Origin of the sequence: Ensifer sp. KUDG1, from assembly GCF_050434285.1 — a bacterium.
In the GTDB taxonomy this organism is placed as follows: Bacteria; Pseudomonadota; Alphaproteobacteria; order Rhizobiales; family Rhizobiaceae; genus Ensifer.
Window position 1 is genome coordinate 24,408 of sequence record NZ_JBNDIG010000003.1, and the last position, 24,450, is coordinate 48,857.

At 63.0% G+C, this 24,450-nt stretch carries 27 protein-coding genes and 1 tRNA gene; 12 read left to right on the plus strand and 16 right to left on the minus strand.

Features of this window, described 5'->3' with window-relative positions; translation table 11 throughout:
- Positions 1–13: 13 nt before the first annotated feature.
- The 6 genes from M2267_RS10730 to M2267_RS10755 form a co-directional block, all read right to left on the minus strand.
- The gene (locus tag M2267_RS10730) at positions 14–181 is read right to left on the minus strand and encodes a Flp family type IVb pilin (RefSeq protein WP_082006159.1); all 168 of its coding nucleotides are present in this window, start codon (positions 179–181) and stop codon (positions 14–16) included.
- 68 nt (positions 182–249) lie between these two features.
- Complete coding sequence (locus M2267_RS10735; protein ID WP_043622998.1) at positions 250–570, minus strand: hypothetical protein; 321 nt, start codon at positions 568–570, stop codon at positions 250–252.
- 179 nt (positions 571–749) lie between these two features.
- Positions 750–1,163, minus strand: a complete 414-nt coding sequence (gene mutT / locus M2267_RS10740) for an 8-oxo-dGTP diphosphatase MutT (protein WP_429114567.1) — start codon at positions 1,161–1,163, stop codon at positions 750–752.
- A gap of 4 nt (positions 1,164–1,167) precedes the next feature.
- Entirely contained in the window at positions 1,168–1,986 is an 819-nt protein-coding gene (locus M2267_RS10745; RefSeq protein ID WP_043623003.1) for a GNAT family N-acetyltransferase, read from the minus strand.
- A gap of 58 nt (positions 1,987–2,044) precedes the next feature.
- The gene (gene argJ, locus M2267_RS10750) at positions 2,045–3,286 is read right to left on the minus strand and encodes a bifunctional glutamate N-acetyltransferase/amino-acid acetyltransferase ArgJ (RefSeq protein WP_429114569.1); all 1,242 of its coding nucleotides are present in this window, start codon (positions 3,284–3,286) and stop codon (positions 2,045–2,047) included.
- Between the two features lie 212 nt (positions 3,287–3,498).
- On the minus strand, positions 3,499–4,365 hold the full coding sequence (locus M2267_RS10755; RefSeq protein ID WP_043623010.1) for a peptidylprolyl isomerase: 867 nt from the start codon (positions 4,363–4,365) through the stop codon (positions 3,499–3,501).
- A gap of 243 nt (positions 4,366–4,608) precedes the next feature.
- Between M2267_RS10755 and secA the strand changes: the two genes are divergently transcribed.
- Complete coding sequence (gene secA, locus M2267_RS10760; protein ID WP_429114572.1) at positions 4,609–7,317, plus strand: preprotein translocase subunit SecA; 2,709 nt, start codon at positions 4,609–4,611, stop codon at positions 7,315–7,317.
- A 90-nt stretch (positions 7,318–7,407) separates the two neighbouring features.
- Here the strand turns inward: secA and M2267_RS10765 are convergent, their stop codons facing one another.
- Positions 7,408–7,641, minus strand: coding sequence for a hypothetical protein (locus M2267_RS10765; protein ID WP_429114574.1), 234 nt, complete (start codon positions 7,639–7,641; stop codon positions 7,408–7,410).
- A gap of 127 nt (positions 7,642–7,768) precedes the next feature.
- Between M2267_RS10765 and M2267_RS10770 the strand changes: the two genes are divergently transcribed.
- Together M2267_RS10770 and M2267_RS10775 are read left to right on the plus strand one after the other, a co-directional pair.
- Positions 7,769–9,160, plus strand: coding sequence for an oligosaccharide flippase family protein (locus M2267_RS10770; RefSeq protein ID WP_429114575.1), 1,392 nt, complete (start codon positions 7,769–7,771; stop codon positions 9,158–9,160).
- Positions 9,157–10,431, plus strand: a complete 1,275-nt coding sequence (locus tag M2267_RS10775; RefSeq protein WP_402325239.1) for a GNAT family N-acetyltransferase — start codon at positions 9,157–9,159, stop codon at positions 10,429–10,431. Before M2267_RS10770 ends, M2267_RS10775 begins: the two co-directional genes overlap by 4 nt.
- 83 nt (positions 10,432–10,514) lie before the next feature.
- Here the strand turns inward: M2267_RS10775 and M2267_RS10780 are convergent, their stop codons facing one another.
- The 5 genes from M2267_RS10780 to M2267_RS10800 form a co-directional block, all read right to left on the minus strand.
- Complete coding sequence (locus tag M2267_RS10780) at positions 10,515–12,176, minus strand: AMP-binding protein (RefSeq protein WP_429114577.1); 1,662 nt, start codon at positions 12,174–12,176, stop codon at positions 10,515–10,517.
- 137 nt (positions 12,177–12,313) lie between these two features.
- Positions 12,314–12,901, minus strand: a complete 588-nt coding sequence (locus tag M2267_RS10785; protein ID WP_429114579.1) for a TetR/AcrR family transcriptional regulator — start codon at positions 12,899–12,901, stop codon at positions 12,314–12,316.
- A gap of 4 nt (positions 12,902–12,905) precedes the next feature.
- Positions 12,906–13,214 (minus strand): DUF3817 domain-containing protein, encoded by a 309-nt coding sequence (locus M2267_RS10790; RefSeq protein ID WP_429114581.1) that lies wholly within the window; start codon positions 13,212–13,214, stop codon positions 12,906–12,908.
- 8 nt (positions 13,215–13,222) lie between these two features.
- Positions 13,223–13,666 (minus strand): CopD family protein, encoded by a 444-nt coding sequence (locus M2267_RS10795; protein ID WP_429114583.1) that lies wholly within the window; start codon positions 13,664–13,666, stop codon positions 13,223–13,225.
- Positions 13,667–13,857: 191 nt separating this feature from the next.
- Positions 13,858–13,942, minus strand: a tRNA-Leu gene (locus tag M2267_RS10800).
- Positions 13,943–14,154: 212 nt separating this feature from the next.
- On the opposite strand from M2267_RS10800, the gene M2267_RS10805 reads away from it, so the two are divergent.
- Entirely contained in the window at positions 14,155–14,667 is a 513-nt protein-coding gene (locus M2267_RS10805; protein ID WP_429114585.1) for a disulfide bond formation protein B, read from the plus strand.
- A 123-nt stretch (positions 14,668–14,790) separates the two neighbouring features.
- Here M2267_RS10805 and M2267_RS10810 read toward each other — a convergent pair whose 3' ends face one another.
- Positions 14,791–15,348 carry an HNH endonuclease gene (locus M2267_RS10810; RefSeq protein WP_043623031.1) on the minus strand — a complete coding sequence of 186 codons (558 nt, stop codon included), beginning with the start codon at positions 15,346–15,348 and terminating at the stop codon, positions 14,791–14,793.
- 107 nt (positions 15,349–15,455) lie between these two features.
- Positions 15,456–16,103, minus strand: a complete 648-nt coding sequence (locus tag M2267_RS10815; RefSeq protein ID WP_429114587.1) for a DNA-3-methyladenine glycosylase family protein — start codon at positions 16,101–16,103, stop codon at positions 15,456–15,458.
- A 54-nt stretch (positions 16,104–16,157) separates the two neighbouring features.
- Here M2267_RS10815 and gluQRS point away from each other — a divergent pair, with 54 nt between their 5' ends.
- Positions 16,158–17,039, plus strand: coding sequence for a tRNA glutamyl-Q(34) synthetase GluQRS (gene gluQRS / locus M2267_RS10820; RefSeq protein ID WP_429114589.1), 882 nt, complete (start codon positions 16,158–16,160; stop codon positions 17,037–17,039).
- On the opposite strand, the gene M2267_RS10825 is transcribed toward gluQRS, so the two are convergent.
- The gene (locus M2267_RS10825) at positions 17,028–17,936 is read right to left on the minus strand and encodes a YihY/virulence factor BrkB family protein (RefSeq protein WP_043623038.1); all 909 of its coding nucleotides are present in this window, start codon (positions 17,934–17,936) and stop codon (positions 17,028–17,030) included. The genes gluQRS and M2267_RS10825 overlap by 12 nt on opposite strands.
- A gap of 174 nt (positions 17,937–18,110) precedes the next feature.
- Between M2267_RS10825 and M2267_RS10830 the strand changes: the two genes are divergently transcribed.
- The 7 genes from M2267_RS10830 to M2267_RS10860 all read left to right on the plus strand — a co-directional run bounded on the left by M2267_RS10830 (position 18,111) and on the right by M2267_RS10860 (position 23,703).
- Complete coding sequence (locus tag M2267_RS10830; protein WP_402325247.1) at positions 18,111–18,944, plus strand: SDR family oxidoreductase; 834 nt, start codon at positions 18,111–18,113, stop codon at positions 18,942–18,944.
- Between the two features lie 25 nt (positions 18,945–18,969).
- A complete protein-coding gene (locus tag M2267_RS10835; RefSeq protein WP_043623043.1) occupies positions 18,970–19,173 on the plus strand; it encodes a twin transmembrane helix small protein in 204 nt (67 codons plus the stop codon).
- Between the two features lie 66 nt (positions 19,174–19,239).
- Complete coding sequence (locus M2267_RS10840) at positions 19,240–19,818, plus strand: cob(I)yrinic acid a,c-diamide adenosyltransferase (protein ID WP_429114592.1); 579 nt, start codon at positions 19,240–19,242, stop codon at positions 19,816–19,818.
- Between the two features lie 75 nt (positions 19,819–19,893).
- The gene (locus tag M2267_RS10845; protein WP_402325249.1) at positions 19,894–20,691 is read left to right on the plus strand and encodes a rhomboid family intramembrane serine protease; all 798 of its coding nucleotides are present in this window, start codon (positions 19,894–19,896) and stop codon (positions 20,689–20,691) included.
- 285 nt (positions 20,692–20,976) lie between these two features.
- The gene (locus tag M2267_RS10850) at positions 20,977–21,726 is read left to right on the plus strand and encodes an electron transfer flavoprotein subunit beta/FixA family protein (protein ID WP_043623052.1); all 750 of its coding nucleotides are present in this window, start codon (positions 20,977–20,979) and stop codon (positions 21,724–21,726) included.
- A gap of 23 nt (positions 21,727–21,749) precedes the next feature.
- Positions 21,750–22,679: an electron transfer flavoprotein subunit alpha/FixB family protein gene (locus tag M2267_RS10855; protein ID WP_205237920.1), complete on the plus strand. Its 930-nt coding sequence runs from the start codon at positions 21,750–21,752 to the stop codon at positions 22,677–22,679.
- Between the two features lie 151 nt (positions 22,680–22,830).
- Entirely contained in the window at positions 22,831–23,703 is an 873-nt protein-coding gene (locus M2267_RS10860; protein ID WP_034806743.1) for a 3-hydroxybutyryl-CoA dehydrogenase, read from the plus strand.
- A gap of 69 nt (positions 23,704–23,772) precedes the next feature.
- On the opposite strand, the gene tlpA is transcribed toward M2267_RS10860, so the two are convergent.
- Entirely contained in the window at positions 23,773–24,444 is a 672-nt protein-coding gene (gene tlpA / locus M2267_RS10865; RefSeq protein ID WP_429114595.1) for a thiol:disulfide interchange protein TlpA, read from the minus strand.
- Positions 24,445–24,450 lie beyond the last annotated feature (6 nt).

A 24,450-nucleotide genomic window follows, 5' to 3' on the forward strand; every position in this document is an offset into this window, starting at 1 on the left:
CCGGCTTTAATGTTTATGCGCTTGGGAACGCTGCGGCGAGCGAGTCGTAGACGTAGGTCAACGCACTGCCGATCTGGTTGGCCCCGAAGATAAGGCTGAGGGAGACGAGGGCGGCAATCAGCGCATACTCGATGGCGATGCCGCCATCCTTGCCGCGAAACAAGCGTCTAAGCGTTTCCATTCGTCCCCAGCCTGATTTCTGTTCAATCCGAAACGCAAGCCAGCACCAACGGGCCGATGGCGTTCGTTTCAGCAGCCGCTCTTGCGGCCGTCGGCATCGATAATGCAAACCGCTCCGGGCATTTCCTGAAGGACGCTGCGCCGAACCGTATAGCGCTTGGTAGTCCCGTTCGAAGGGATGGAGCCGGTGGAAATGTTGTCGTAATCGACAGGCGTATTGGCCATGATGCGCTTGTCTGTCTTTGACGACAGCATGGGCGTCAGGATCAGCGTCAGCGCGATCACCGCTGTTCCGAACAACAGCGACAGATTGAGCACACCTGTCCGGCGGGACTGATTGTTCATCAGATCCTTTTCCTGAACCGTGTTCCAGAAATCGTCGTCCACCATCCCAGCCTCACAAACGCGCAAAATACGGCGAACGCAAGCGCCCTTCCCAAGCTTGGTTCTACCGCACTGCCTGAAATCGATACGCCGTTGCCAACGATACGTACCGAAACTGAATTGGAGCTATCTTTGCGCCAGGGAGATAAACGATCGATTAATAATCAATCAGATTTCGGGTAGGTTCAGAGCAAATCCATGAGAAACGGGATGAGTGGTTCGTCCGCCGGCGGCATCGGATATTCGCGCAGGGCCTTTGGCCGGACCCACTTGATCGCCTGGCCTTCCCGCCCGGTCGCAACCCCTTCGTAGCGGCGGCAGACATAGAGCGGCATCAGGAGATGGAAGTCGTCATAGGTGTGGCTGGCGAAGGTGAGCGGCGCGAGGCACGCGACCTTGGTGCGGATGCCGAGCTCTTCCTCGAGCTCGCGGATCAGGGTTTCCTCCGGCGTCTCGCCGGCCTCGACCTTGCCGCCCGGAAACTCCCATAGACCGGCAAGCGATTTTCCTTCCGGCCGCTGCGCAAGCAGGATGCGGCCATCGGAATCGACCAGCGCGCAGGCCGCGACAAGCACGATCTTCTTTCCGTTGGCGTCCATGGCCTCAAGCTCCCGGCGTTCTGTAGATGTAGCTGTAGACTTCGGAGAAACCGGCGCCGCGATAAAGCGCCATGGCCGCGCTGTTGTCCGCCTCCACCTGCAGCCAGGCCTTCTTGGCGCCGCGAAGGCGCGCCCAGCGCAGGCAGACGTCGAGCATTGCCTTGCCGACGCCCTGGCCACGGACGCGCTCGTCCACGGCAAACTGCATGATGCCGGCAAGATCGTTGTCCTGGACGACCAGCGCCACGGCCGTCGGCCCCGTTTCGGCATCCTCGAACAGGAAGAGGCCGCTCTCCGGCTTGATCGCATTGATGATTTCCGCCAGCGCCGCCTTGCGCTTCGGATCGCCCTTCGCAATCCCGATGCACGCGTCGACGAAGCGACCGACATCCTTGATCGGCAGGTGATCGATGCCGTCGCCAAACTCGCGCTCGACGAGATCGACCGTCATCACCAGGCTGCGGCTGAACGCGGTCCAGCCCTCGGCGTCCATATGGGCGACAAGCTGCGGCGGTGTCAGTGGCGTCTGGCGCACGGTCAACGGCCGGCCGTAATCGGCAAAGCGCCGGGCGGCCTTTTCGAGACGGACCGGGATGTCGCGATAGTCGGACGGATCGAGCGGATTGACGGAATTCAGCCGCTTGGAATCATGGCCAGCATTGAGCCGGATCAGCCAGCTGCCATCATATTGCACGGACGCTGCCGGCCAGGCGCGGAAACCCACGGCCTCGAGACGGCGCACGTTCGGAAGATCCACCATTGCCACTTCCCCAGCTTCGGCCTGTGCCTTGCCCGCCACGGGCCGAATATCACTCGATGTCATCTTGCTACCTCTGTACGGCCTGGCACGCCAGGCCGCTCACCATCCTGCAATCGGTGCCTCAGCTCCGGTAATCGCCGTTGATCTCGACATATTCCTTCGTCAGATCGCAGGTATAGACGGTGGCACGACCGGTACCGAGGCCGATCTCGACGCGGATCGGGATGTCCTCGGCCTTCATCACGGCGGTGGCCGCAGCTTCCGAATAGGTCGGATCACGCTCGCCCTCGACCGCCACGCGCACATCGCCGAACCAGATCGCCAGCCGGTCGCGCTCGGCCAATTCGCCCGCCTTGCCGACAGCCATGACCACGCGGCCCCAGTTGGCGTCTTCGCCGGCAACGGCGGTCTTGACCAGCGGCGAATTGGCAATCGAAAGCGCAATGCGCTTGGCGGCCGCATCGTTCTCGGCGCCCTCGACGGTGACCTCGACCATCTTGCGCGCGCCTTCGCCGTCACGCACCACCTGCAGCGCCAGATCGCGCAGGAGATCGTTCAGTGCTGCGCGGAAGGCTTCGAGCCGCGGGTCGGCCGCGTCGGTGATCGCCGGCTGGCCGTCAGCCGATGCAGCGCCCGTCGCAAAGAGCATCAGCGTGTCGGACGTCGAAGTGTCGCTATCGACCGTGACCGAATTGAAGGTCGGGCCGACGCCGGCCGAAAGCAGGGCCTGCAGCGCGGCCGGCGCAATGTCGGCATCGGTGACCACGAAGGAGAGCATCGTCGCCATGTCGGGCGCGATCATGCCGGCGCCCTTGGCGATGCCGTTGATCGTCACCTTGACGCCGCCGATGTCGGCGCTGCGCGTCGCAACCTTCGGATAGGTATCCGTCGTCATGATCGCCTTGGCGGCTTCGAACCAGAAGTCTTCCTTGCCGGCAGCAGCCAGTTCGTCGAGCACGCCAGCAAACTTGGTCGCGTCCAAAGGTTCGCCGATGACGCCGGTCGACGCCAGGAACACTTCGCTCTCCGCGCAACCGACAGCCTTTGCCGCCGACTTCGCCGTCAGTTCCGTCGCGTCGCGACCCTTCTTGCCGGTGAAGGCATTGGCGTTGCCGGAGTTGACGACGACGGCGCGTGCGACACCGCCAGAAAGGTTCTTGCGGCAGAAGTCGACCGGGGCCGAGGGGCACTTGGAACGGGTGAAGACACCGGCCACGACGGCCGGCCGGTCGAACACCATCATCAGCACGTCGGTGCGGTTCTTGTACTTGATGCCGGCGGCTGCGGTCGCCATGCGGACGCCGCGCACGGAGGGCATTTCGGCAAAGGTTTTCGGAGCGAGCGGGGAAACGGAGCCGGACATGGGAAACCTGCTGTGACGTGTTGAAACCAAAGCATCTCCAGGAAGAACCAGGGCGGCCTTCAGGAGTGCCTAAGAACAAAGATCCGGAGCGGTCTACAACCGAAACGGTTCCAGATCCATCTTGCGACAAATGCCCGAACGGTTTTCACCGCCGGGCATCGACAAAAAGCGGTGACGACAGGCCCCGCCGGTGGCAGGGCCCGCCGATCGAATTACTTGGCTTCTTGCGCTTCCTGCGCCTTGTTGGCCTCGTCATAGGCCTGCTTCAGCGCCGGGTCGGAAATCTCGACGCCTGCATCCTTCTTGGCAGCGGCAAGCAGCTCGACATACTTGTCACGCATGACAAGCTGACGAACCTGCTGTTCGACCTGCTCGAGCGGCGGCGGGGCCTGCGGACGCTTGTCTTCGACCAGGATGACGTGGAAGCCGAACTGGGTCTTGACCGGGGTCTTGGTGTAGGTGCCCTTCTCGAGAGCGAAGGCAGCCGTTTCGAATTCCGGCACCATCCGGCCCTTGGTGAAGTAGCCGAGGTCGCCGCCGTCGTTCTTGTTCGGATCGGTGGACTTCGCCTTGGCAAGCTCGACGAAGCTCTTGCCGGCGTCGAGTTCCTTGATGATTTCCTTGGCTTCGTCTTCCGTCTTGACCAGGATATGGCGGGCCTTCACTTCTTCCTGAACCGGAATGGCCGCGACTTCCTTGTCGTAGCGGGCCTTCACCTCGTCCTTGGTGATGGCATCGACGACGTGCTTCTTGAAGTAGGCGTTGTGCAGTTCGCGCTCGGTGAGGTACGCGACGCGCTGCTTGAAGGTGGCGTCGTCCTGCAGGCCTTCCTTCTCGGCCGTGGCGGACAGAAGCTTGACGTCGATGATTGCCGACAGTGCAGCGGCGCGCTTCTGTTCTTCCGGCATCTGCTGCAGCTGCGGGTCGAGACCGCCCAGAGCAAGGTTGAGTTCGGACTGGCGCACGTCCTCGCCGCCAACCTTGGCGACCACCGGATCGGCGTCTTCCGCCCGCGCGCCACCATGTACGGCCATCGCCGCAACCAGTGCCGCGGCGGCCAGGGTTTTCAACTTGGTCATGCTCACTAACCTTTCACATTGGCCTTCGGCGCAATTGCCTGCAGCTTGTAGCGGCTGCACAACACCAGAATGTGGCGGTTCTGTAGCCGTCCAGCAGTGCAATTGCGTTGACATAATTCGACCCCCCTCTTATCTGTCACGCAACCTCGCGTCCAGAACAGTTTCCGGGCGTTTCACGGCATTGCGCGGTTTTCGCGGCGCGGCCATGAGACCCAAGGCAACAAAAAAGAAAGGACCATTCATATGGTCAGTCTCGGCGGCCTAGCCCGCAAGTTGTTTGGCTCCTCCAACGATCGCCGCGTGCGCGGCTACAAAGCCCGGGTGGATGCCATCAACGCTCTCGAAGCCGACATGAAGGCCCTGTCGGACGAGGCGCTCGCCGGCAAGACGGTGGAATTCCGCAAGCAGCTGGAAGAAGGCAAGACGCTCGACGACCTGCTGGTTCCGGCCTTTGCAGTCGCCCGCGAGGCGGCCCGCCGCGTGCTGGGCCTGCGCCCGTTCGACGTCCAGCTCATCGGCGGCATGATCCTGCATGAGCGCGCCATCGCCGAAATGAAGACCGGTGAAGGCAAGACCCTCGTCGCGACGCTTCCGGTCTACCTGAACGCGCTTGCGGGCAAGGGCGTGCACGTCGTTACCGTCAACGACTACCTCGCCCAGCGCGACGCCGGCACCATGGACCGCATCTACAGCTTCCTCGGCATGACCACGGGCGTCATCGTCCACGGCCTGACCGACGAGCAGCGCAAAGCCGCCTATGCCTGCGACATCACCTACGCCACCAACAACGAGCTCGGCTTCGACTATCTGCGCGACAACATGAAGTACGAGCGCGGACAGATGGTCCAGCGCGGTCACTTCTTCGCCATCGTCGACGAAGTGGACTCGATCCTCGTCGACGAAGCGCGCACGCCGCTGATCATCTCCGGCCCGCTCGACGACCGCTCGGATCTCTACAACACGATCAACGAGTTCATTCCGCTGCTTTCGCCCGAAGATTACGAAATCGACGAAAAGCAGCGCTCGGCCAACTTCTCCGAAGAAGGCACCGAGAAGCTCGAAAACCTGCTGCGCGAGGCGGGCCTGCTCAAGGGTGAATCGCTCTACGACATCGAAAACGTCGCGATCGTCCACCACGTCAACAATGCGCTCAAGGCCCACAAGCTGTTCCAGCGCGACAAGGACTACATCGTTCGCAACGGCGAGATCGTCATCATCGACGAGTTCACCGGCCGCATGATGCCGGGCCGCCGTTATTCGGAAGGCCAGCACCAGGCGCTCGAAGCCAAGGAAAAGGTGCAGATCCAGCCCGAGAACCAGACGCTCGCATCGATCACCTTCCAGAACTACTTCCGCATGTATTCCAAGCTCGGCGGCATGACCGGTACGGCCTCCACCGAAGCGGAAGAATTCGGCAACATCTACGGTCTGGAAGTCGTTGAAGTCCCGACCAACCTGCCGATCAAGCGTATCGACGAGGACGACGAAGTCTATCGCACCCAGGGCGAGAAGCTGAACGCCATCATCGAGGAGATCAAGTCGGCGCACGAGCGCGGCCAGCCGATGCTGGTCGGCACGACGTCGATCGAAAAGTCGGAACAGCTCGCCGACCTCCTGAAGAAGTCGGGCTTTGCCAACTTCCAGGTTCTGAACGCCCGCTACCACGAGCAGGAAGCCTTCATCGTCGCCCAGGCCGGCGTGCCGGGCGCCGTCACGATCGCCACCAACATGGCCGGTCGCGGTACCGACATCCAGCTCGGCGGCAACGTCGACATGCGCATCCAGCAGGAGCTCTCGGACGTCGAGCCCGGCCCCGAGCGCGAACAGCGCGAACAGGCGATCCGCGCCGAAGTGCAGCAGCTCAAGGAAAAGGCGCTGGCCGCCGGCGGCCTTTACGTTCTCGCGACCGAGCGCCACGAAAGCCGCCGCATCGACAACCAGCTGCGCGGCCGTTCCGGCCGTCAGGGCGACCCGGGTCGCTCCAAGTTCTACCTGTCGCTCCAGGACGACCTGATGCGCATCTTCGGCTCCGACCGCATGGACGGCATGCTGCAGAAGCTGGGCCTCAAGGAAGGCGAGTCGATCATCCATCCGTGGATCAACAAGGCACTCGAACGCGCCCAGAAGAAGGTCGAAGCCCGCAACTTCGACATCCGCAAGAACCTTCTGAAGTACGACGACGTTCTCAACGATCAGCGCAAGGTGATCTTCGAGCAGCGTATCGAGCTGATGGATGCCGAAAGCGTCACCGAAACCGTGACCGACATGCGCACCGAAGTCGTCGAAGACATGGTCAGCAAGCGCATTCCCGAGAAGGCCTATGCCGAGCAGTGGGACGTCGTGGGCCTCAAGGCCGACGTGCAGCAATACCTCAATCTCGACCTTCCGATCACCGAATGGGCCGCCGAGGAAGGCATTGACGAGGCCGACATTCTCGAGCGCGTCATGGCCGCTGCCGAAAAGGAAGCCGCCGACCGTGCCGAACGCTTCGGTCCCGAGATCATGCAGTATGTCGAACGCTCGGTCGTGCTGCAGACGCTCGACCATCTGTGGCGCGAGCACATCGTCAACCTCGACCACCTGCGCTCGGTCATCGGCTTCCGCGGTTATGCCCAGCGCGACCCGCTGCAGGAATACAAGTCCGAAGCCTTCGAGCTGTTCCAGGCCCTGCTCGGCAACCTGCGCCAGGCCGTGACGGCACAACTCATGCGCGTCGAGCTGGTGCGTGAAGCGGCAGAAGCGCCGCAACCGGTCCCGCCGGCCATGCACGGCCACCACATCGACCCGCTGACCGGCGAGGACGATTTCGGCGGCGAAACGCTTCTGGCAGCTCCGCCGGTACAGCGCGACGCGGCCAACCCACTGTCCTGGGGCAAGGTGTCGCGCAACGAGCTGTGCCCCTGCGGTTCGGGCAAGAAGTACAAGCACTGCCACGGCATCTACGAGGCATAAGCCGAATATGGAAAGCGGGTGCTGTCTGCACCCCCTGCCCTTCAGAAATGCCGCCTCCGGGCGGCATTTTCGTTTCGCGGGGCCTGCTTGCTAGAGATCGGACGACCTGGCGTGGGCAATCAGGCTTTCGAGTGCGCGAATGCCGGTGCGGTTGATGTGGCGGCGGCCGAGCGTGGCGTTGATGCGGAGTGCGAGGTCTTGCGCATCCGCCGTTTTGAGGTCGTCCAGCCGCTCGATGCCGATCTCCTGGAGATAGCCGACCATGCGCGGGCCGATCGATTTCGCCTGCATCATCCGCTGCCGCTCGCTGTGCTCAATCGGCATGGTTGCCCCCATTCCTTACAACCGCGCTGCACCCTTTGTTAACGCTGTTCTGGCAGTACTGAAACCCTGTATTGCGTAATCTCAGGGTGTTCTCGTGTTCATGGCGGTATGTCAAACGGCCGGACGAATGCTGCCGTCGGCACTGAGACACCGCCTGTCCGCAATATTCGCCGGACTTCTCCCCATCCTCACCGGTTCCGACGCGAAGAACGCCGCGCGCCGCATGGCGCTCGTCGCCTTCGCGGTTCGTATCGTCAGCGCCGCCATCGCCTTCCTGTCGCAGATCATCCTTGCGCGGCTGATGGGCGAGTTCGAATACGGCATCTTCGTCTTCGTCTGGGTGCTGGTCATCCTGTTCGGCAGCCTCTCCTGCGTCGGCTTCCACTCGGTGGTCATCCGCTTCCTGCCGGAGTACCAGGCATCGGCCGCCATGGACGAGATCCGCGGCGTGACGACGACGGTGCGCATCTTCGCACTTTCCTCCGCCACCACGGTCGCGGTCCTCGGCCTTGCCGGTCTTTGGTTCTTTTCCGGGCACATCGAGGCCTACTACCTCGTGCCCCTTTATCTCGGGCTCTTTACCCTGCCGATGATTTCGCTCGGCGACGTCATGGATGGCACCGCGCGTGCCCATGGCTGGCCGATTGCCGCCATGAGCCCCACCTTCATCATCCGGCCGCTGCTGGTGCTCGTTTTCATGGTGCTCGCCGTCACCGCCGGGGCGCCGCATACGGCGCAAACGGCCATGATGGCAGCCATGGCCGCGGCCTATGTCACCAGCGTCTCGCAGTTTCTCGCGCTCACCTACCGCCTTCGCTCGCGCTATGTTCCGGGACCGCGACGCATCGAGCTTCGCCGTTGGCTAAAGGTCTCTATCCCGGTCTTCCTGGTCGATGGCTTCGGGTTCCTGCTCACCAATTCCGATGTGGTGATCGTCGGCCTCTACCTTGAGCCGGACGACGTCGCGATCTATTTCGCCGCCGCCAAGACGATGGCGCTGGTGCATTTCGTGATGTTCGCGGTCAAGGCAGCCGCAGGCCCGCGCGTCTCCAACGCGATGGCGCGCGATCCCGGCCAGATCCCCGGCATCGCGATCGAAAGCGCCCGCTGGGCCTTCTGGCCGTCGCTTCTGGTCGGCGCTCTGGTGCTTTCGGCGGGGCCGTTCCTGCTGTCGCTTTTCGGGCCGGCCTTCGTCACCGGACTGCCGCTGATGATGGTGCTTTTTGCAGGCATCCTCGCCAAGGCTTTCGTCGGCCCGGCCGAAACGCTGCTGACGATGGCCGGCCAGCAGACGCTATGCGTGGCCCTCTACGCCGGCGCGCTGGTGGTCAACATCGCACTCAACCTCAGCCTCATCCCTCTTTTCGGACTGAACGGTGCTGCTTTTGCAACCGCCGGTGCTATGTTCGTAGAGGCGATGCTGCTGCACATCGCCGTCCGGCATACCTTCGGCTTCGCGCTCTTCGCCTTCGCAAGAGCACGGGCCGGCAATGATAACAACGGGGCTGTCCATCCATGATCGGCAATACCAATCTTCCGAGCGATGCAAACAGCCGGGCCGCACGGGTTCTCGGCGGTCTGGCGCAGGCCGGCGACAGCGGACCGACCGCAGAGCAGCTGATCGAGGTCGGTCGCCCCGGACGCCATCTTGCCATCTATCCGGCAAGGGCCGGCTACGAGTTGCAGCGCGAGCTCGACTTCCTGTCGAACCGGGCGCTGGAACCGAATGTCTTCTTCACGGGCCGCTTCCTGGCGCCGGCCATGCCGCGCCTCGAAGAGCGCGTCATCCGGCTTGCAATCATGCGCGACAACGACGAACGCCGCAGCCGTCTGCGTTTCCTGATGCCGTTCTCGATCGAAAAGCCCGGCTTCTCTATCGGCGCACCGATCATCCGCGCCTGGTCGAACCCGTTCGGTCCGCTCGGCGTGCCGCTGCTCGACGCCGAGGATGCGGCCGAAACCATCGACAACCTGTTCGAGGCCTTTGCCGCACCCGCAACCGGGCTGCCGTCGATCCTGGTGCTGCCCGACATGCGGCTCAACGGCAAGGTTGCCCGCCTCACCCGCGCGGTCGCCATCGGCCGCAACCTGCCTTTGACGGTGACCGACACCTTCAGCCGGCCGATGCTCGAAAGCCTGCTCGACGGACCGACCTATCTGCGCCAGGCCATCAGCCCGGCGCACTTCCGCGAATTGCGGCGGCAGTGGAACAATCTCGAGAAGCAAGGCGAACTCGTCTATTCGGTCGCCCGCCAGCCTGCCGACGTCCGCCTGCGCATGGAGGAATTCCTGGCGCTGGAAGCCTCCGGCTGGAAGGGCAAGGCGCGCAGCGCCATGGTGCTCGACCGCTTCCGCGCCGCCTTTGCGCGCGAGGCGATCACCAATCTGGCGGACGGCGACAGCGTGCGCATCCACACGCTCGATCTCGACGGCAAGGCGATCGCCTCGATGGTCGTCTTCCTGATGTCGGGCGAGGCCTATACCTGGAAGACCGCCTATGACGAGCGCTATGCCAGGTTCTCGCCGGGCAAGCTGCTTCTCGCCGAACTGACAGAATGGCATCTCGACGACGCCAACATCGCCCGCTCCGATTCCTGCGCGGTGCCGGACCACCCGATCATGAGCCGCTTCTGGCAGGAGCGCGAAGACATGGGCACGATGGTGATCGGCCTGCAGCAGACCCGAGACCGCGAAGTGCGCCAGGTGGCAGCCCAGCTCCACCTCTATCGCAACACCCGCAACATGGCGCGGATCCTGCGCGACAAGATCAAGGCGCTTGCCGGACGCTAGAGCGGGATGAGAAAAAGCGTGCGCGCTTTTGCGCCCGCATCCCGCTCCAGGCACTTGAAATCAATCGCGCGGCGGCCGAGGAACTACGACGCTTCGGAAACCTCGATCGCCCCGCGCGCTTCCGCCGCCGCCTGCTCGCGCAGGAACCGCCTGATCACCTTGCCCGAGGTCGTCAGCGGCAGGCTGTCGACAAAGGCGATCTCGCGCGGATACTCGTGCATCGAAAGCCGGGTCTTCACCCACTCGCGGATGGAGCTTGCCACACGCGCGTCGCCAACGACGCCCGGCCGCAACACGACATAGGCCTTGACGATCTCGGTGCGAACCGGATCGGGCTTGCCGACCGCGGCGGCAAGCTGCACGTCCGGATGGCCGGCCAGGCAATCCTCGATCTCGCCCGGGCCGATGCGATAGCCCGACGAGGTGATGACATCGTCGTCACGCCCGAAGAAGGTGAAATAGCCCTCCTCGTCCATCACGCCCTGATCACCTGTCGTCATCCAGTCGCCGATGAATTTTTTCTCGGTCGCCGCCTCATTCCCCCAATAGCCGAGGAACATCACCGGGTCCGGCCGCTTGACCGCCACCTGCCCGACGCTGCCGGCCGGCAGTTCGCGCCCCTCGCCGTCGATGATCGCCACCCGGTGACCGGGGGCTGCCTTGCCCATCGAGCCCGGCTTGACGACGCCGAGGTCTGCTGCTGACGAAATGACAATGTTGCACTCGGTCTGGCCGTAGAACTCGCTGACCTCGAGACCGAGTGCCGCCTTTGCCCATTCATAGGTCTCGCGGCCGAGGGATTCACCGGCCGAGCCGATGGTTCGCAGATTAAGCCGGTAACGCTCGCGCGGGTTTTCGACCGCCTTCATCAGCCGAAGCGCCGTCGGCGGAATGAAGGCGTTGCGCACGTCCATTTCTTCGAGGATGCGAAAGGCCGTATGCGGATCGAATTTTTGGGCCGGCGACGACACGACCGGCACGCCATGCAGCAGCGACGGCAACAGCGCGTTGAGCAATCCGCCCGCCCAGGCCCAGTCGGCCGGCGTCCACATCCGGTCGCCCGGCTGCGGCAGGAAGTGATGGTGAAACTCGAAGCCCGGCAGATGGCCGAGCAGCACCCGGTGGCCGTGCAGCGCCCCCTTGGGCGGTCCTGTCGTACCTGACGTGTAGATCATCAAGGCCGGGTCGTCCGGGCCGGTATCGGCCGCAACAAAGCCCGAAGGATCCCCCGACGCCAAGTCCGAGAAGGCAATCGTACTCGGCTGCGGCTGGTCATCCGCCAGCACCACAAGCCGTAAGTCAGGCAGCCGTTCACGGATCGCCGCGATGCGTTCATAACCGAAGCTGTTGGTGACGATAGCTACCACGCCAGCATCGCGCAGTCGGTACTCGAGAGCCTCGACGCCGAAGAGCAGCGCCAGCGGCAGAGCGATGGCACCGTGCTTGTAGATCGCCGCGTGGGCGATCGCCGTCTCGAACCCCTGCGGCAGCAGGATCGCGACCCGCTCGCCGGGCACGATACCCTCCCCCGCAAGCCCCTTGGCGAAGGCAGAGGATTGCCGCGCGAATGCACCATAGGTGAGCGACCGATGCGCACCGCCGGGATCAAAATGCTGGAGACAAACCCGCTCCGGCGCCCGCGCAGCCCAGGCGTCGCTGACGGCAACGCCAATATTGAACTTTTCCGGGATCTGCCAGCGGAAGGCGCGGTAGAGTTCGTCGTAGGTCTCTATTCTCGGTAACATGACGCCGCCATGACAGTTTTCTTGCTGCAGCGCACCTAACACCTTCGCAAGCGACAGTTCAATGACTGCGACGACACGGCTGCGTGAGCGTGCGTCACGCTGGTCATCGCTTCAGCGCCGAACACCGCCCTTGCGTTTCAAGTCGGCGGCACGTCGGCGAGAAGAGCGCGGATATGGCCGAGAACGTGACGAAAACCGCCAATCCCGCCACCGCCTCGGGACAGAAACACCGCCCCCTGCCAGGCCGCCACGACAATGGCGGCCCGTGCGACCGCCTGCGCCGGCGCCCAGCCCATCTCCTCCAGATTGCGCGCAAGCAGCCTTTCCATATCCTTGAGGACAGCAGTCGCAAGGTCCCGCATCGCCGCCGTCGTCGCCAGGGGATCGATCATCGTCTGTCCAACCGGGCAACCGATGATCTCCCCTTGTCCGGCGTAGAAGGTCTCGATCCGGAAAAACACCCGCTCGATCCGCTGCGACGGCGAGAGTTCCGGGTCTTCGAAGATCGGCAAAGTCTCGGTGCGGAAATGCATCACCACCTGTTCGAACAGCGCTTCGAACAGGGCGGCCTTGTTTGGAAAGTGGTGGGTGATCTTGCCGAGCGAGACGCCGAGCGCGGCCGTGATCTCCGAAAACGAGGACGCTGCATAGCCGCGAACGAACACCAGCCGTCCAGCGGCCTCAAGGATTTCCTCCCGTGTGCGAAGTCCCTTGTCGTAGCCCACGACCCTATCTCCCGGGGGCGACCGAGCGACGGAAGAACCAGAAGGTCCCGCCCGGCAGGAAGCTGAACAGCATCGCCTTGATCGCCCAACCGCGTGGCTGATCACGCAGCGCCAGCTCATTGATGACGGCCCAGACATAGATGAGGAAGGCCATGCCATGCAAAGGGCCGAGCCAGCGTGTGACCTCGGCAAAGCCGAAGCCGTGCTTCAGCGGCACCCCGACGCAAACGAGCAGGAGCAAAGTCGTTCCCTCGGCGATCGCCGCAAAGCGCAGCAGGCGGGAGATAGGATTTCGGATTTCGGGCTCGGACATGGTCAGGCTCACTTGATGATAGCGATGGAAATGATGGTGACGGTCAGTGCCAGGCCGGCAGCTTGCAGCATGCGAATGCGACCGGCCGACACCCGCCGGTCTGTGCGGCGAAGGGAAGACACCGTTGCGGCGACCGCGCCGTGCAGGCCTGTCATCGCCAGGACGCAGGCAAGCTTGACTTGGAACCAGGGCTCGCCGAGCAGCTCCGGCCCCCGCAGGAAAAACAGGGTGGCGCCCAACAAAAGCGTCGCGAGCATCGCCGGATTGATCACGACGCGCAGGCCACGCTGTCCGATCACCCTCAAGGTTTCGGCACCGCCGCTTTCAGCAAGCGCCTGCCGTTGGCTGGCGAGCTGCGCGACGAGAAGGGCTTGCCCGCCGAGCCAGATGACGACCGAGACGACATGCGCCGCCTTGATCCAGAGGTAGTAGGGAAAGGGCAGATCCATCATCGGCAAATCCAAAACAAAAAGATCATTCTGTTTGTTGCCGAAATGGGTTCAAGAGTCACTGCGACAAATCGGCAGCGGAGCGCGTCCGTGCGACAAAGTCGGCAAACATGAAAGATCTCAATGCCGCACAGTCCGTCGAAACGGACGTCGTTGCCTTGATGCAAGAGAATGTTGGATGGGTTGCTGTCTGGTGGTGCCCCATGCCGGGGTCGAACCAGCACTCCTTTCGGAACTCGATTTTGAGTCGAGCGCGTCTACCAATTCCGCCAATGGGGCTCAGGGAAGTGCGATATCAGCGGCTCGGATTTACACGAAGGATTTCGCCGTGGTCAACCATCATTTTCAGGATGCACGACCAACAATCACGAAAGCGTGCGGGCCGGTCGCAGCCGCCGCGATTTACAGCGCGCACGATCCTGCCTAAGAAGGCGCCATCCAGTTTGCACTGCGGCATGCGTCGGTTTCGAGCTGCCGCCCGCGAGGTATAGATGATCGACGCCGCCACCCAATCCCGCCAGCATCTGCTGATCGCCGTTATCGTAACGCTCGGCATGGCGGCGACCGTGGGCGGGGCACTCGGCTTCGAGCATGTCGGCGGCTATATCCCCTGCGCGCTCTGCCTGTTGCAGCGCGATCCCTACTACTACGGCATCCCGGTCGGCGTTCTGGCAATCGCCGCGAGCGTGTTCAGACTGCCGGCGTGGACGACTCGCACGCTGCTTCTCATCGTCGGCATCCTGATGCTGGTCGGCGCCGGCATGGGCGTCTACCATTCAGGCGCGGAATGGGGTTTCTGGGAAGGACCGTCGACCTGCGCCACGACCGCGCAAGGGATTTCGTCCAATGTCGGCGACCTGCTGGGCGATCTCGATTCCAAGCATGGCCCGTCCTGCACCGAAGCCTCCTTGCGGGTACTCGGGCTCTCCTTTGCCGGATGGAACGTGATCGCCAGCCTCATCCTCGCAGCGATCGCCCTGCGCGGTGCGGCAAAGGCGCGCTGATCCAGATCGCTCTTGGGAAACAGGCACGACGTCGCGTGACCGCCCCGACAAGGTTTCGCGAGCGCACGCACCTGTCCTGATCCCGCTTTTGCGGCCTGATCCGGCAAGAAGGCACGAACAGCGTCAGGGCTGCAGTTCGACGTCCCAGTAGAGATAGTCCATCCAGCTTTCATGCAGATGGTTCGGCGGGAAGAGCCGGCCGTTGTTGTGCAGATCCTGAACCGTCGGCTGATAGGGCCGCTGGTGCGGGAACATGCCGGCCTGCTTCGGCAGCTTGCTGCCCTTGCGCAGATTGCAGGGCGAGCAGGCTGCGACGACATTGTCCCAGGTCGTCTGGCCGCCGTGAGCGCGGGGCACCACGTGATCGAAGGTGAGATCGTCGGGCGAACCGCAATACTGGCATTCGAATTTGTCGCGCAGGAACACGTTGAACCGGGTGAAGGCCGGATGGCGTGAGGGCTGCACGTAGCTCTTGAGGCAAACAACGCTCGGCAGTCGCATCGAGAAACTCGGAGACGACACCGAATGTTCGTACTCGGCAAGGATATTTACACGGTCAAGGAAGACGGCCTTGATCGCGTCCTGCCAGGACCAAAGCGACAAGGGGTAGTAACTCAGTGGCCTATAGTCAGCGTTCAAGACGAGCGCCGGCAAGGCCTGTGGTGAGACTGCAATCGTCAAGCGTATTCTCCTGATCGATTCGGCATCTGCACCTTCTATATTAGGCCCGTTGCAACAGGATTGTGAAGCCGGAAACAAAAATGCGTGCGCTGGATTCGCTTTTTCCTTCAAGGTGTCACAGGAACAGCATCACGACGCATTTCCTGTGAGTAATAGGCCCAGAAGAGGCGTGCTGCGACGCTGCGCCAGGGCGACCAGGAAGCGGCGAGCGAATCAATTTCGCGTGCGCTCGGGCGCAGTTCGAGGCCCAGTCCGTGGCCGATCGCGTTTTGCAGCGCGACGTCGCCGGAGGGAAAGACATCCGGGTGGCCGGCGCAGAAGAGCAGATAGACTTCAGCCGTCCAGCGCCCCACCCCCTTGATCGCCGTCAACTCCCGGATCGCCTCCGATCCGTCGATGTTGCAGATCGCGTCGAGATCGATCTGACCACCGACGACCACCTCGGCCACGCGCCTCAGCGCCTCGGCCTTCGCCCGCGACAGCCCGATCGCCCGGCAATCCTCGTCGCTCAGCGAATTGACGCCCACAGCCGTCACCTCGCCGAGCTTCTCCTCCATGCGCCGCCAGATCGCGGCCGCACTGGCCTTCGAGACCATTTGCGAGACGATGATGCTGGCAAGGCCGCGATAGCCGGGATCGGTGCGGCGGAGCGGCACCGGGCCGGCTCTCGCAACGACGTGCCCGAGGCGCGCATCGAGCATCACCAGGCCTGACAGGCCGGCCTCGATATCCTCATGTGTCCGGATGATCCGCATGGCGCCTCCACAAAGCGGATGATTTTTATACCCCTTCCATGGCAAAGGGAAACGATGCCTGACACGCCACCCGTTTTCCGCTTTGCCCCGAGCCCCAATGGGCTGCTCCATCTCGGCCACGCGCTTTCCGCGGCGCTGAACCATGACTTGGCGAAGTCCGCAAACGGACGTTTCCTGCTGCGCATCGAGGACATCGACCAGACCCGTTGCCGCCAGGAATTCGAGGCGGCGATCTACGAAGACCTTGCCTGGCTCGGCCTCGACTGGGAGCGTCCGGTGCGCCGGCAGTCGGAACATCTCGACGCCTATGCTTCGGTGCTTCAGCGGCTGGACATGCTCGGCGTCATCTACCCCTCCGTCATGACCCGCGGCGAGATCAAGGCGGCCGTTGCCGAAGCGGAAGCCGGCGGCCAGGCCTGGCCGCGCGATCCGGACGGCAGCCCGCTCTATCCCGGTCGCGAGCGCGAATTGCTCCCAGCCGAGCGCGCGGCCCTGACCGCGAGCGGCAAGGCCTATGCCTGGCGGCTCGACATGCGGAAGGCGGTCGCACTTTTAGGAGAAGGTCACCTGACCTGGGCCGAGAACGGCCATGGTCCTGAGGGCGAGACGGGCACCATCATCGCCGACCCCGCTGCCTGGGGTGACGTGATCCTGTCGCGCTCCGATGCGCCGTCGAGCTACCATCTCTCCGTCGTCGTCGACGACGCGCTGCAGGGCATCACCCATGTGGTGCGCGGCCGCGACCTCTATCACGCGACATCCGTGCACCGGCTGCTGCAGCGGCTTCTCGATCTGCCGGAACCGCTCTATCACCATCATCGGCTGCTCCTTGGCCCGGACGGGCGCAAGCTGTCGAAGAGCAACCAGGATACCGGCATCGCAGCCTTCCGCGCTGCCGGCCGCACGCCTGAAGAGGTCCGTGCGCTAATCGGCTAGGTCCTGCTCCTCGCGAGCCGTGTCCCCACCATTGCGCAGCTGGAAGCTGCGCCGCACCATGCGCTTGACCCGGTATTTGAGGATCGCGGCATTGATCTCGGCGCCGATGATGAAGATCGCTGCGATCATGTAGAGAAATACCAGCACGATCATGATCGACGCCAGGCCCGCATAGGTCGAGACATAGGTGGCGAAGGTCGCGAGGTAGGAAGCAAAGGCATAGGCGCCGATCGTCCAGCAGACGAGCGTCAGCACGATGCCCGGCAGCACGTCGATCACCTTGCGGTGGCCGTCCGGCAGCCAGAGATGCGACACCAGCAGACCGGTGGTCAGCACGACGAGTGCGAGCGGCAGGCTCCAATTGTCGACGGTCGCAAGCACATCAGCAAGCCAGGGGAGCCACTGTCCGGCATAACGCACCGCCAACGGCACGGCGACGAGCAGGATGCTGAGTGCGGCCAGAATCAGGACGCCGGCCAGCACGAAGCCCAGGCTCGCAAGCCGGGTGACGTACCAGTAGCGGCTCTCGGTGACGCGATAGGCGCGGTTGAGCGAGACGCGCAGCGCCTCGACGCCGTTGGAGGCGAAATAGGCGGCGGCCAGCACCGAAACGGTCAAGAGCCCGCCGCGCGGGATCGTCAGCACCCGCACGATTTCGTCGGCAATGGGCTTGGCGATCGATTCCGGCCAGGCGTCGAAAATCAGGTGTACGGCCGTTTCGGCAAACTGGTCGGCACCGAGAAAGCTGCCGAGCGCGGTGCCGAAGATCAAGAAAGGAAAGACCGCGAGCAGCGAGGACAGCGCCACGTGGCTCGCCATCGCCCAACCGTCATCGAGGCTGAAATGCCAGAGTGCATCGAAAACGACTTTCCAGGTGATGCGTATGAATGCTGGCATTCCATTCCAATCCTAAAACCCGCCCGACACCGGCGGTCCGCTCACATAGGTATCGCCCGGGCCCGGCACAATTCCTGATGTCGCAACGCAGGCTGGTTCCAGTCCGCGCAATTCAATTGTATCCCGCCGATGAATATGGGAAACCGAGGCAGGATTTCTACAGGATTCGACCGGATGACGGATCGCCCCACAATCATTGTCACCGGATGTTCGTCCGGCATCGGCGCCTATTGCGCCCGTGCGCTTCACGCCGATGGCTGGCGGGTCTTCGCCACCGTTCGCCGGGAAGAGGACCGGCAATCGCTTGAAAGCGAGGGCATCGAGACCTTCCTGATGGACTACACCAAGCCGGAGAGCATCGCGGCCTTCGCCGATACGGTGCTGGCACTTTCCAGCGGGCGCGTCGACGCGCTGTTCAACAACGGCGCCTATGGCCAGGCGGGTGCGGTCGAGGATCTGCCGACAGAGGCGCTGAGGCTTCAGCTCGAGACCAACGTCATTGGCTGGCACGACCTGACGCGACGGGTGATCCCGGCGATGCGGGCGCGCGGAAGCGGCCGCATCGTGCAGTGCTCCTCCATTCTCGGCATCGTGCCCTATCGCTGGCGCGGCGCCTACAACGCCTCCAAGTTTGCGATCGAGGGCCTGTCGCTGACCCTCAAGATGGAACTGGCCGGCAGCGGTATCGAGGTCAGCCTGATCGAGCCCGGGCCGATCACCTCGAAATTCACCGCCAATGCCGTCACCTATATCGAGCGCTTCATCGACCTCAAGAATTCGGTGCATCGAGTCGAATACGAACGGCAGATGCGACGCTTGAAAGGCGAGAGCAAACCCGCAGCCGGAAAGCTTGGCCCGGAGGCGGTTTATGCGGTTTTGAAGCACGCGCTGACAGCAAAGAAACCGAAACCGCACTATATTGTAACAAGGCCCGCCAGACAGGGCGCGCTTCTGAAGAAGCTTCTGCCGGCGGCACTGTTTTATCGCATCATCGGCCGACTTGGCTGACGCAAGAATTGCAAGGAAGAGTTCGATGTCCAGCTTCTTTACCGGCCTGACCCTGTTCGTCATGGGCCTGGTCGTGATCGTCTTGATCCGCGGCCTCGTGAACATGGCAAAGGGCGGCAGTGGCAACACGTCCAACAAGCTGATGCAGGCGCGCGTTCTGCTGCAGGCGATCGCGATCGCCCTGATCATGCTCACGCTCTGGATCACCGGCGGCGGCCGCCCGACCTGACGCAATCTTGAACGGACTGCCGTTTCACACCGTTCCTGATATTGCGCGAGAGGACTGCGTCCACCCATGGTGAAGCTCAACAAGATCTATACCCGGACGGGTGACAACGGCACCACCGGGCTCGTCTCCGGGCCGCGCCGGCTGAAAAGCGACCTGCGTGTCGATGCCTATGGCGCAGTGGACGAAACCAACGCCTTTGTCGGCCTGGCGCGACAGCATACGGTCGGCAACGTCGATCTCGATGCCGCGTTGATGCGGATCCAGAACGATCTCTTCGATCTCGGCGCGGATCTCGCGACACCCGACACCGGCGAGCCGCCGCAATACGAACCGCTGCGCATCGTCGCAGCACAGGTGACCTGGCTCGAAACCGAGATCGACCGGCTGAATGCCGAGCTCGATCCCTTGCGCTCCTTCGTGCTTCCGGCCGGCAGCCCCGCCTCTGCAGCCCTCCATGTCGCCCGCACGGTCGCACGCCGTGCAGAACGCCAGGTGGTGGCGCTTGCCCAGATCGAAGGCGAAATCGTCAGCACGGAAGCCATCGCCTATATCAACCGCCTGTCGGATTTCCTGTTCGTCGCGGCCCGCTTTGCAAATGACAAAGGTCAAGCCGACGTTCTTTGGATTCCCGGGAAAAACAGATAACGTCCGCTTGCGCATCGTCGCCCGATCGAGATTCGGCGCGAGAAACGGGCCGTAACCTGTGCTTCGGGAGACCGCATGTTCATACCGCTTCACGATACGAACACCCTGAAGCACATCAAGGTCCAGTACGTCACGATCAGCCTGATCGTGATCAACGTCGTCGTCTGGCTGATCACCGGTCCGATTGCCTCCGAGCAATTCGCCAACGCAGCACTGCTCGGCTTCGGCTATATCCCGGCGCTCATCTTCGACTACGCCCAGCTTGATCCCTCGCTGGTCGTCGTCCCCGACGGCTTCACCTTCGTCACCTATTCCTTCCTGCATGGCGACTTCATGCATCTCGCCATGAACATGCTGTTCCTCTGGGTGTTCGGCGACAATGTCGAGGATGCACTCGGGCACTTCCGCTACCTCGTCTTCTACCTGCTCTGCGCCGCTGCAGGCGCACTGGCGCATGGGCTGCTCGACCCGGCCTCCGAGGCCCCGCTGATCGGAGCATCGGGGGCGATCTCCGGCATTGTTGCCGCCTATTTCCTCCTGCACCCGAAGGTGCGCGTCTGGGTGCTGGTATTTTTCCGCATCCCGCTGCCGCTACCCGCCGTCATCCCGCTCGCCTTCTGGATCGGCCAGCAGTTCTTCATGCTGGTCGTCGATCCCGGCAGTGGCGTTTCCTGGAGCGCCCATGTCGGCGGCATTATCGCGGGGCTGGTTCTGGTGGTCATTTTGCGACGCCGCGATGTGCCGCTGTTCGACCGCACGATCGTCACCCCCCGCGCCGTCCGGCACAAGGCCGAACCGGTCACCGCAAGCCAACAGCCCTCGCCAGATGCGACAAGACCGCCCGTTCCCTGGGGACGCCAGACCGGATCCTGACACCGGCAATCGCCAGCCTTCAACGAGGATGATCCATTATTTCAATGGCTTGCCTGGACGCTGCCCGGCCCTCCCGGAACAGGGCTGCATCAGGCCTCGAGCCACTTGCCATCGACTATTCTTACGTGTACGTAAACGTAATTCCAATTCTCGGGATTATATCGATTTAGCGTCATGCACAGCGATTGTAATTGGAGAAAAAACGCGTATCGATGTCGCCAACCGACAATCAGGCGGCTCCGTTAAGGCGCATTTTCCTGCGAAAGCTCTTGGAGGGAAGAATCCATGAAAATACTTGTGACGGTGAAGCGGGTCGTTGACTACAACGTCAAGATCCGCGTGAAGGCAGACGGTTCGGGCGTCGAACTTGCGAACGTGAAGATGTCGATGAACCCCTTCGACGAAATCTCGGTCGAAGAAGCGCTGCGGCTGAAGGAAGCCGGCAAGGCGGAGGAAGTCGTCGTCGTATCCGTCGGTCCGGCCAAGGCCGAAGAGACGCTGCGCACCGCGCTCGCCATGGGCGCCGACCGCGCCATCCTGGTTGAGACCGAAGACCAGGTCGAACCGCTCGCCGTTGCCAAGATCGTCAAGGGCGTTGCAGACGCCGAACAGCCGGGCCTGATCATCGTCGGCAAGCAGGCGATTGATGATGACAGCAACCAGACCGGCCAGATGCTGTCGGCTCTCTTGGGCTGGGCACAGGGCACCTTTGCCTCCAAGGTCGAGATCGGCGACGGCAAGGCGACCGTGACGCGCGAAGTCGACGGCGGTCTGCAGACCATCGACATCAAGCTGCCGGCGGTCGTCACCACCGACCTGCGCTTGAACGAGCCGCGCTACGCATCGCTGCCGAACATCATGAAGGCGAAGAAGAAGCCGCTCGACAAGAAGTCGCCTGCCGACTTCGGCGTCGACACGTCAGCCCGCCTCAAGGTGCTGAAGACCGAGGAGCCGTCGGGCCGCAAGGCTGGCATCAAGGTCAAGTCGGTCGCCGAGCTCGTCGAAAAGCTCAAGACCGAAGCCGGCGTACTTTAAGTTCAGGAAAGGGAGACATCATCATGGCCATTCTTCTTCTGGCTGATCACGACAGCAACCACCTTTCCGACCAGACCGCCAAGGCGCTGAGCGCTGCCTCCAAGATCGGCGGCGACGTGCACATCCTCGTTGCCGGCGCCGGCGCCAAGGCTGCGGCCGAACAGGCCGCGAAGCTCGCAGGCGTTGCCAAGGTGCTCGTCGCCGACGACGCTTCGTTGGCCAACAATCTTGCAGAGCCGCTGGCCGCCCTCATCGTCTCGCTCGCCGGCAACTACGACACGATCGTTGCGGCCGCGACCTCGGTCGGCAAGAACGTCATGCCGCGCGTCGCAGCCCTGCTCGACGTCAGCCAGGTCTCCGAAATCATCGAAGTTGTCTCTTCGGACACCTTCAAGCGCCCGATCTATGCCGGCAACGCCATCCAGACCGTGCAGACGACGGAAGCCAAGCGCGTCATCACCGTGCGCACCGCCTCCTTCGCCTCGGCCGCTGAGGGCGGTTCGGCTGCGATCGAAAGCGTTTCGGCTGCCGCCAACCCCGGCGTTTCCTCCTTCGTCGCCGACGCGCTGTCGTCGTCCGACCGTCCGGAACTGACGTCGGCCAAGATCATCATCTCCGGCGGCCGTGCGCTCGGCTCGTCCGAGAAGTTCCAGGAAGTGATCCTGCCGGTTGCCGACAAGCTCGGTGCTGCCGTCGGCGCTTCGCGCGCTGCGGTCGACGCTGGTTACGCGCCCAACGACTGGCAGGTCGGCCAGACCGGCAAGGTCGTCGCGCCCGATCTCTACATCGCCTGCGGCATTTCCGGTGCCATCCAGCACCTCGCCGGCATGAAGGACAGCAAAGTCATCGTCGCGATCAACAAGGACGAAGAGGCGCCGATCTTCCAGGTCGCAGACTACGGCCTGGTTGCCGATCTTTTCGACGCTCTGCCGGAGTTGCAGAAGGCGCTGTAAGTCCAAATCGATGCCACCCGCCGCAGCCGTGAAAAGGGCTGGCAAAAGCGGGGACTTGGCATTAACAATCTACCGGGCCGGCCAAACCGGCCCGGTTTGCATGTCTGACGGCGGCCTCGCCGCCAAGCTTTGAAGATGGATGTTCGCTGCGATGATCAAGACGGTCGGAATTATTGGTGCCGGGCAAATGGGCTGTGGCATCGCACATGTTTCGGCAATCGCCGGATACAAGGTGCAGATCTATGATCTGGCCGCCGAGCGGATCGAAGCAGGCCTTGCCACCGTCAACGGCAACCTTGCCCGTCAGGTCTCCTCCGGCAAGATGACCGACGAGGCGCGCAAGGCGGCACTTGCGCTGATCAAGGGCTCTTCCGACATCAACGACCTGTCGCAGGCCGATCTGGTGATCGAAGCCGTCACCGAAGACGAGACGATCAAGCGCAAGATCTACGGCCAGGTTTGTCCGATCCTGAAGCCGGAAGCGATTCTGGCAACGAATACCTCGTCGCTGTCGATCACCCGCCTCGCCTCCGCCACCGATCGCCCCGAGCACTTCATGGGCATCCACTTCATGAACCCGGTTCCGGTCATGAAGCTGGTCGAGCTCGTGCGCGGCATCGCCACCGACGAGCAGACCTTCAAGACCGCCAAGGAATTCGTCGCGACGCTCGACAAGACCGTGACGGTCGCCGAAGACTTCCCGGCCTTCATCGTCAACCGCATCCTTTTGCCGATGATCAACGAAGCGATCTACACGCTGTACGAAGGCGTCGGCAGCGTCGAGGCGATCGACACCGCCATGAAGCTCGGCGCCAACCATCCGATGGGCCCGCTCCAGCTTGCCGACTTCATCGGCCTCGATACCTGCCTGTCGATCATGCAGGTGCTCTATGATGGCCTGGCGGACTCGAAGTACCGCCCCTGCCCGCTGCTGGTAAAATATGTCGAAGCCGGCTGGCTCGGCCGCAAGTCCGGGCGCGGTTTCTACGACTATCGCGGCGAAGTGCCGGTTCCCACCCGCTAATTCCGTCAGCACCTGACAAGAAAAACCCGGCGATCCGCCGGGTTTTTCTTTGTCCGGATCCAGTCCCGTTCAGCTTCCCGCAGCCGGGGCAAGCGCAGCATTGATCAGCGCCTTGGCATCGTCGCTGTCCCAGGCGGCCGGGCCGTTCATCGAGCCGATCAGGCAACCCTTGTCGTCGAGCAGCAAGGTTGCCGGCAGGCCGAAAGCCAGGCCCTCCTTCTTCATGTTGTTGAACACGCCCATCGACGCGTCGCGGTAATAGCCAAGCTCGTGCACGGCGGTCTCGTCGAGGAAAGCCTTCGGCTTCTCGTCGTCGCCGACATCGATATTGATCGCCACCACTTCGAACTTGTCGCTGCCGAGCGATTTCTGCAAGGCGTTCAAGGCCGGCATTTCTTCGCGGCAGGGAACGCACCAGGTGGCCCAGAGATTGACGAGCAGGGTCTTGCCGGCAAAGGCCGAGACATTGGTCGGCTTGCCGTCCGGGCCGTTAAAGTCGAGCGCGATCGGCCGCGGTGCCGACGCCGGCGACATCGCGGCGACCTGCCCCTTCATGAAGGGTGTCAGCGCGGCAACCTTTGCCGAGGTCAGCGGGCAGCTGGCTGCAGCCGTTTCGGCCGTCTCGCCATTGCCAGACCCGGTCTCCTTCACGTATACCGCTGCCGCACCGACGATCACGCCGAACAGGGCGGCGAGCGCGAACAGTTTCACGGCCGGGGGGGATTTCTTCTGGTCGGGCATTTCATT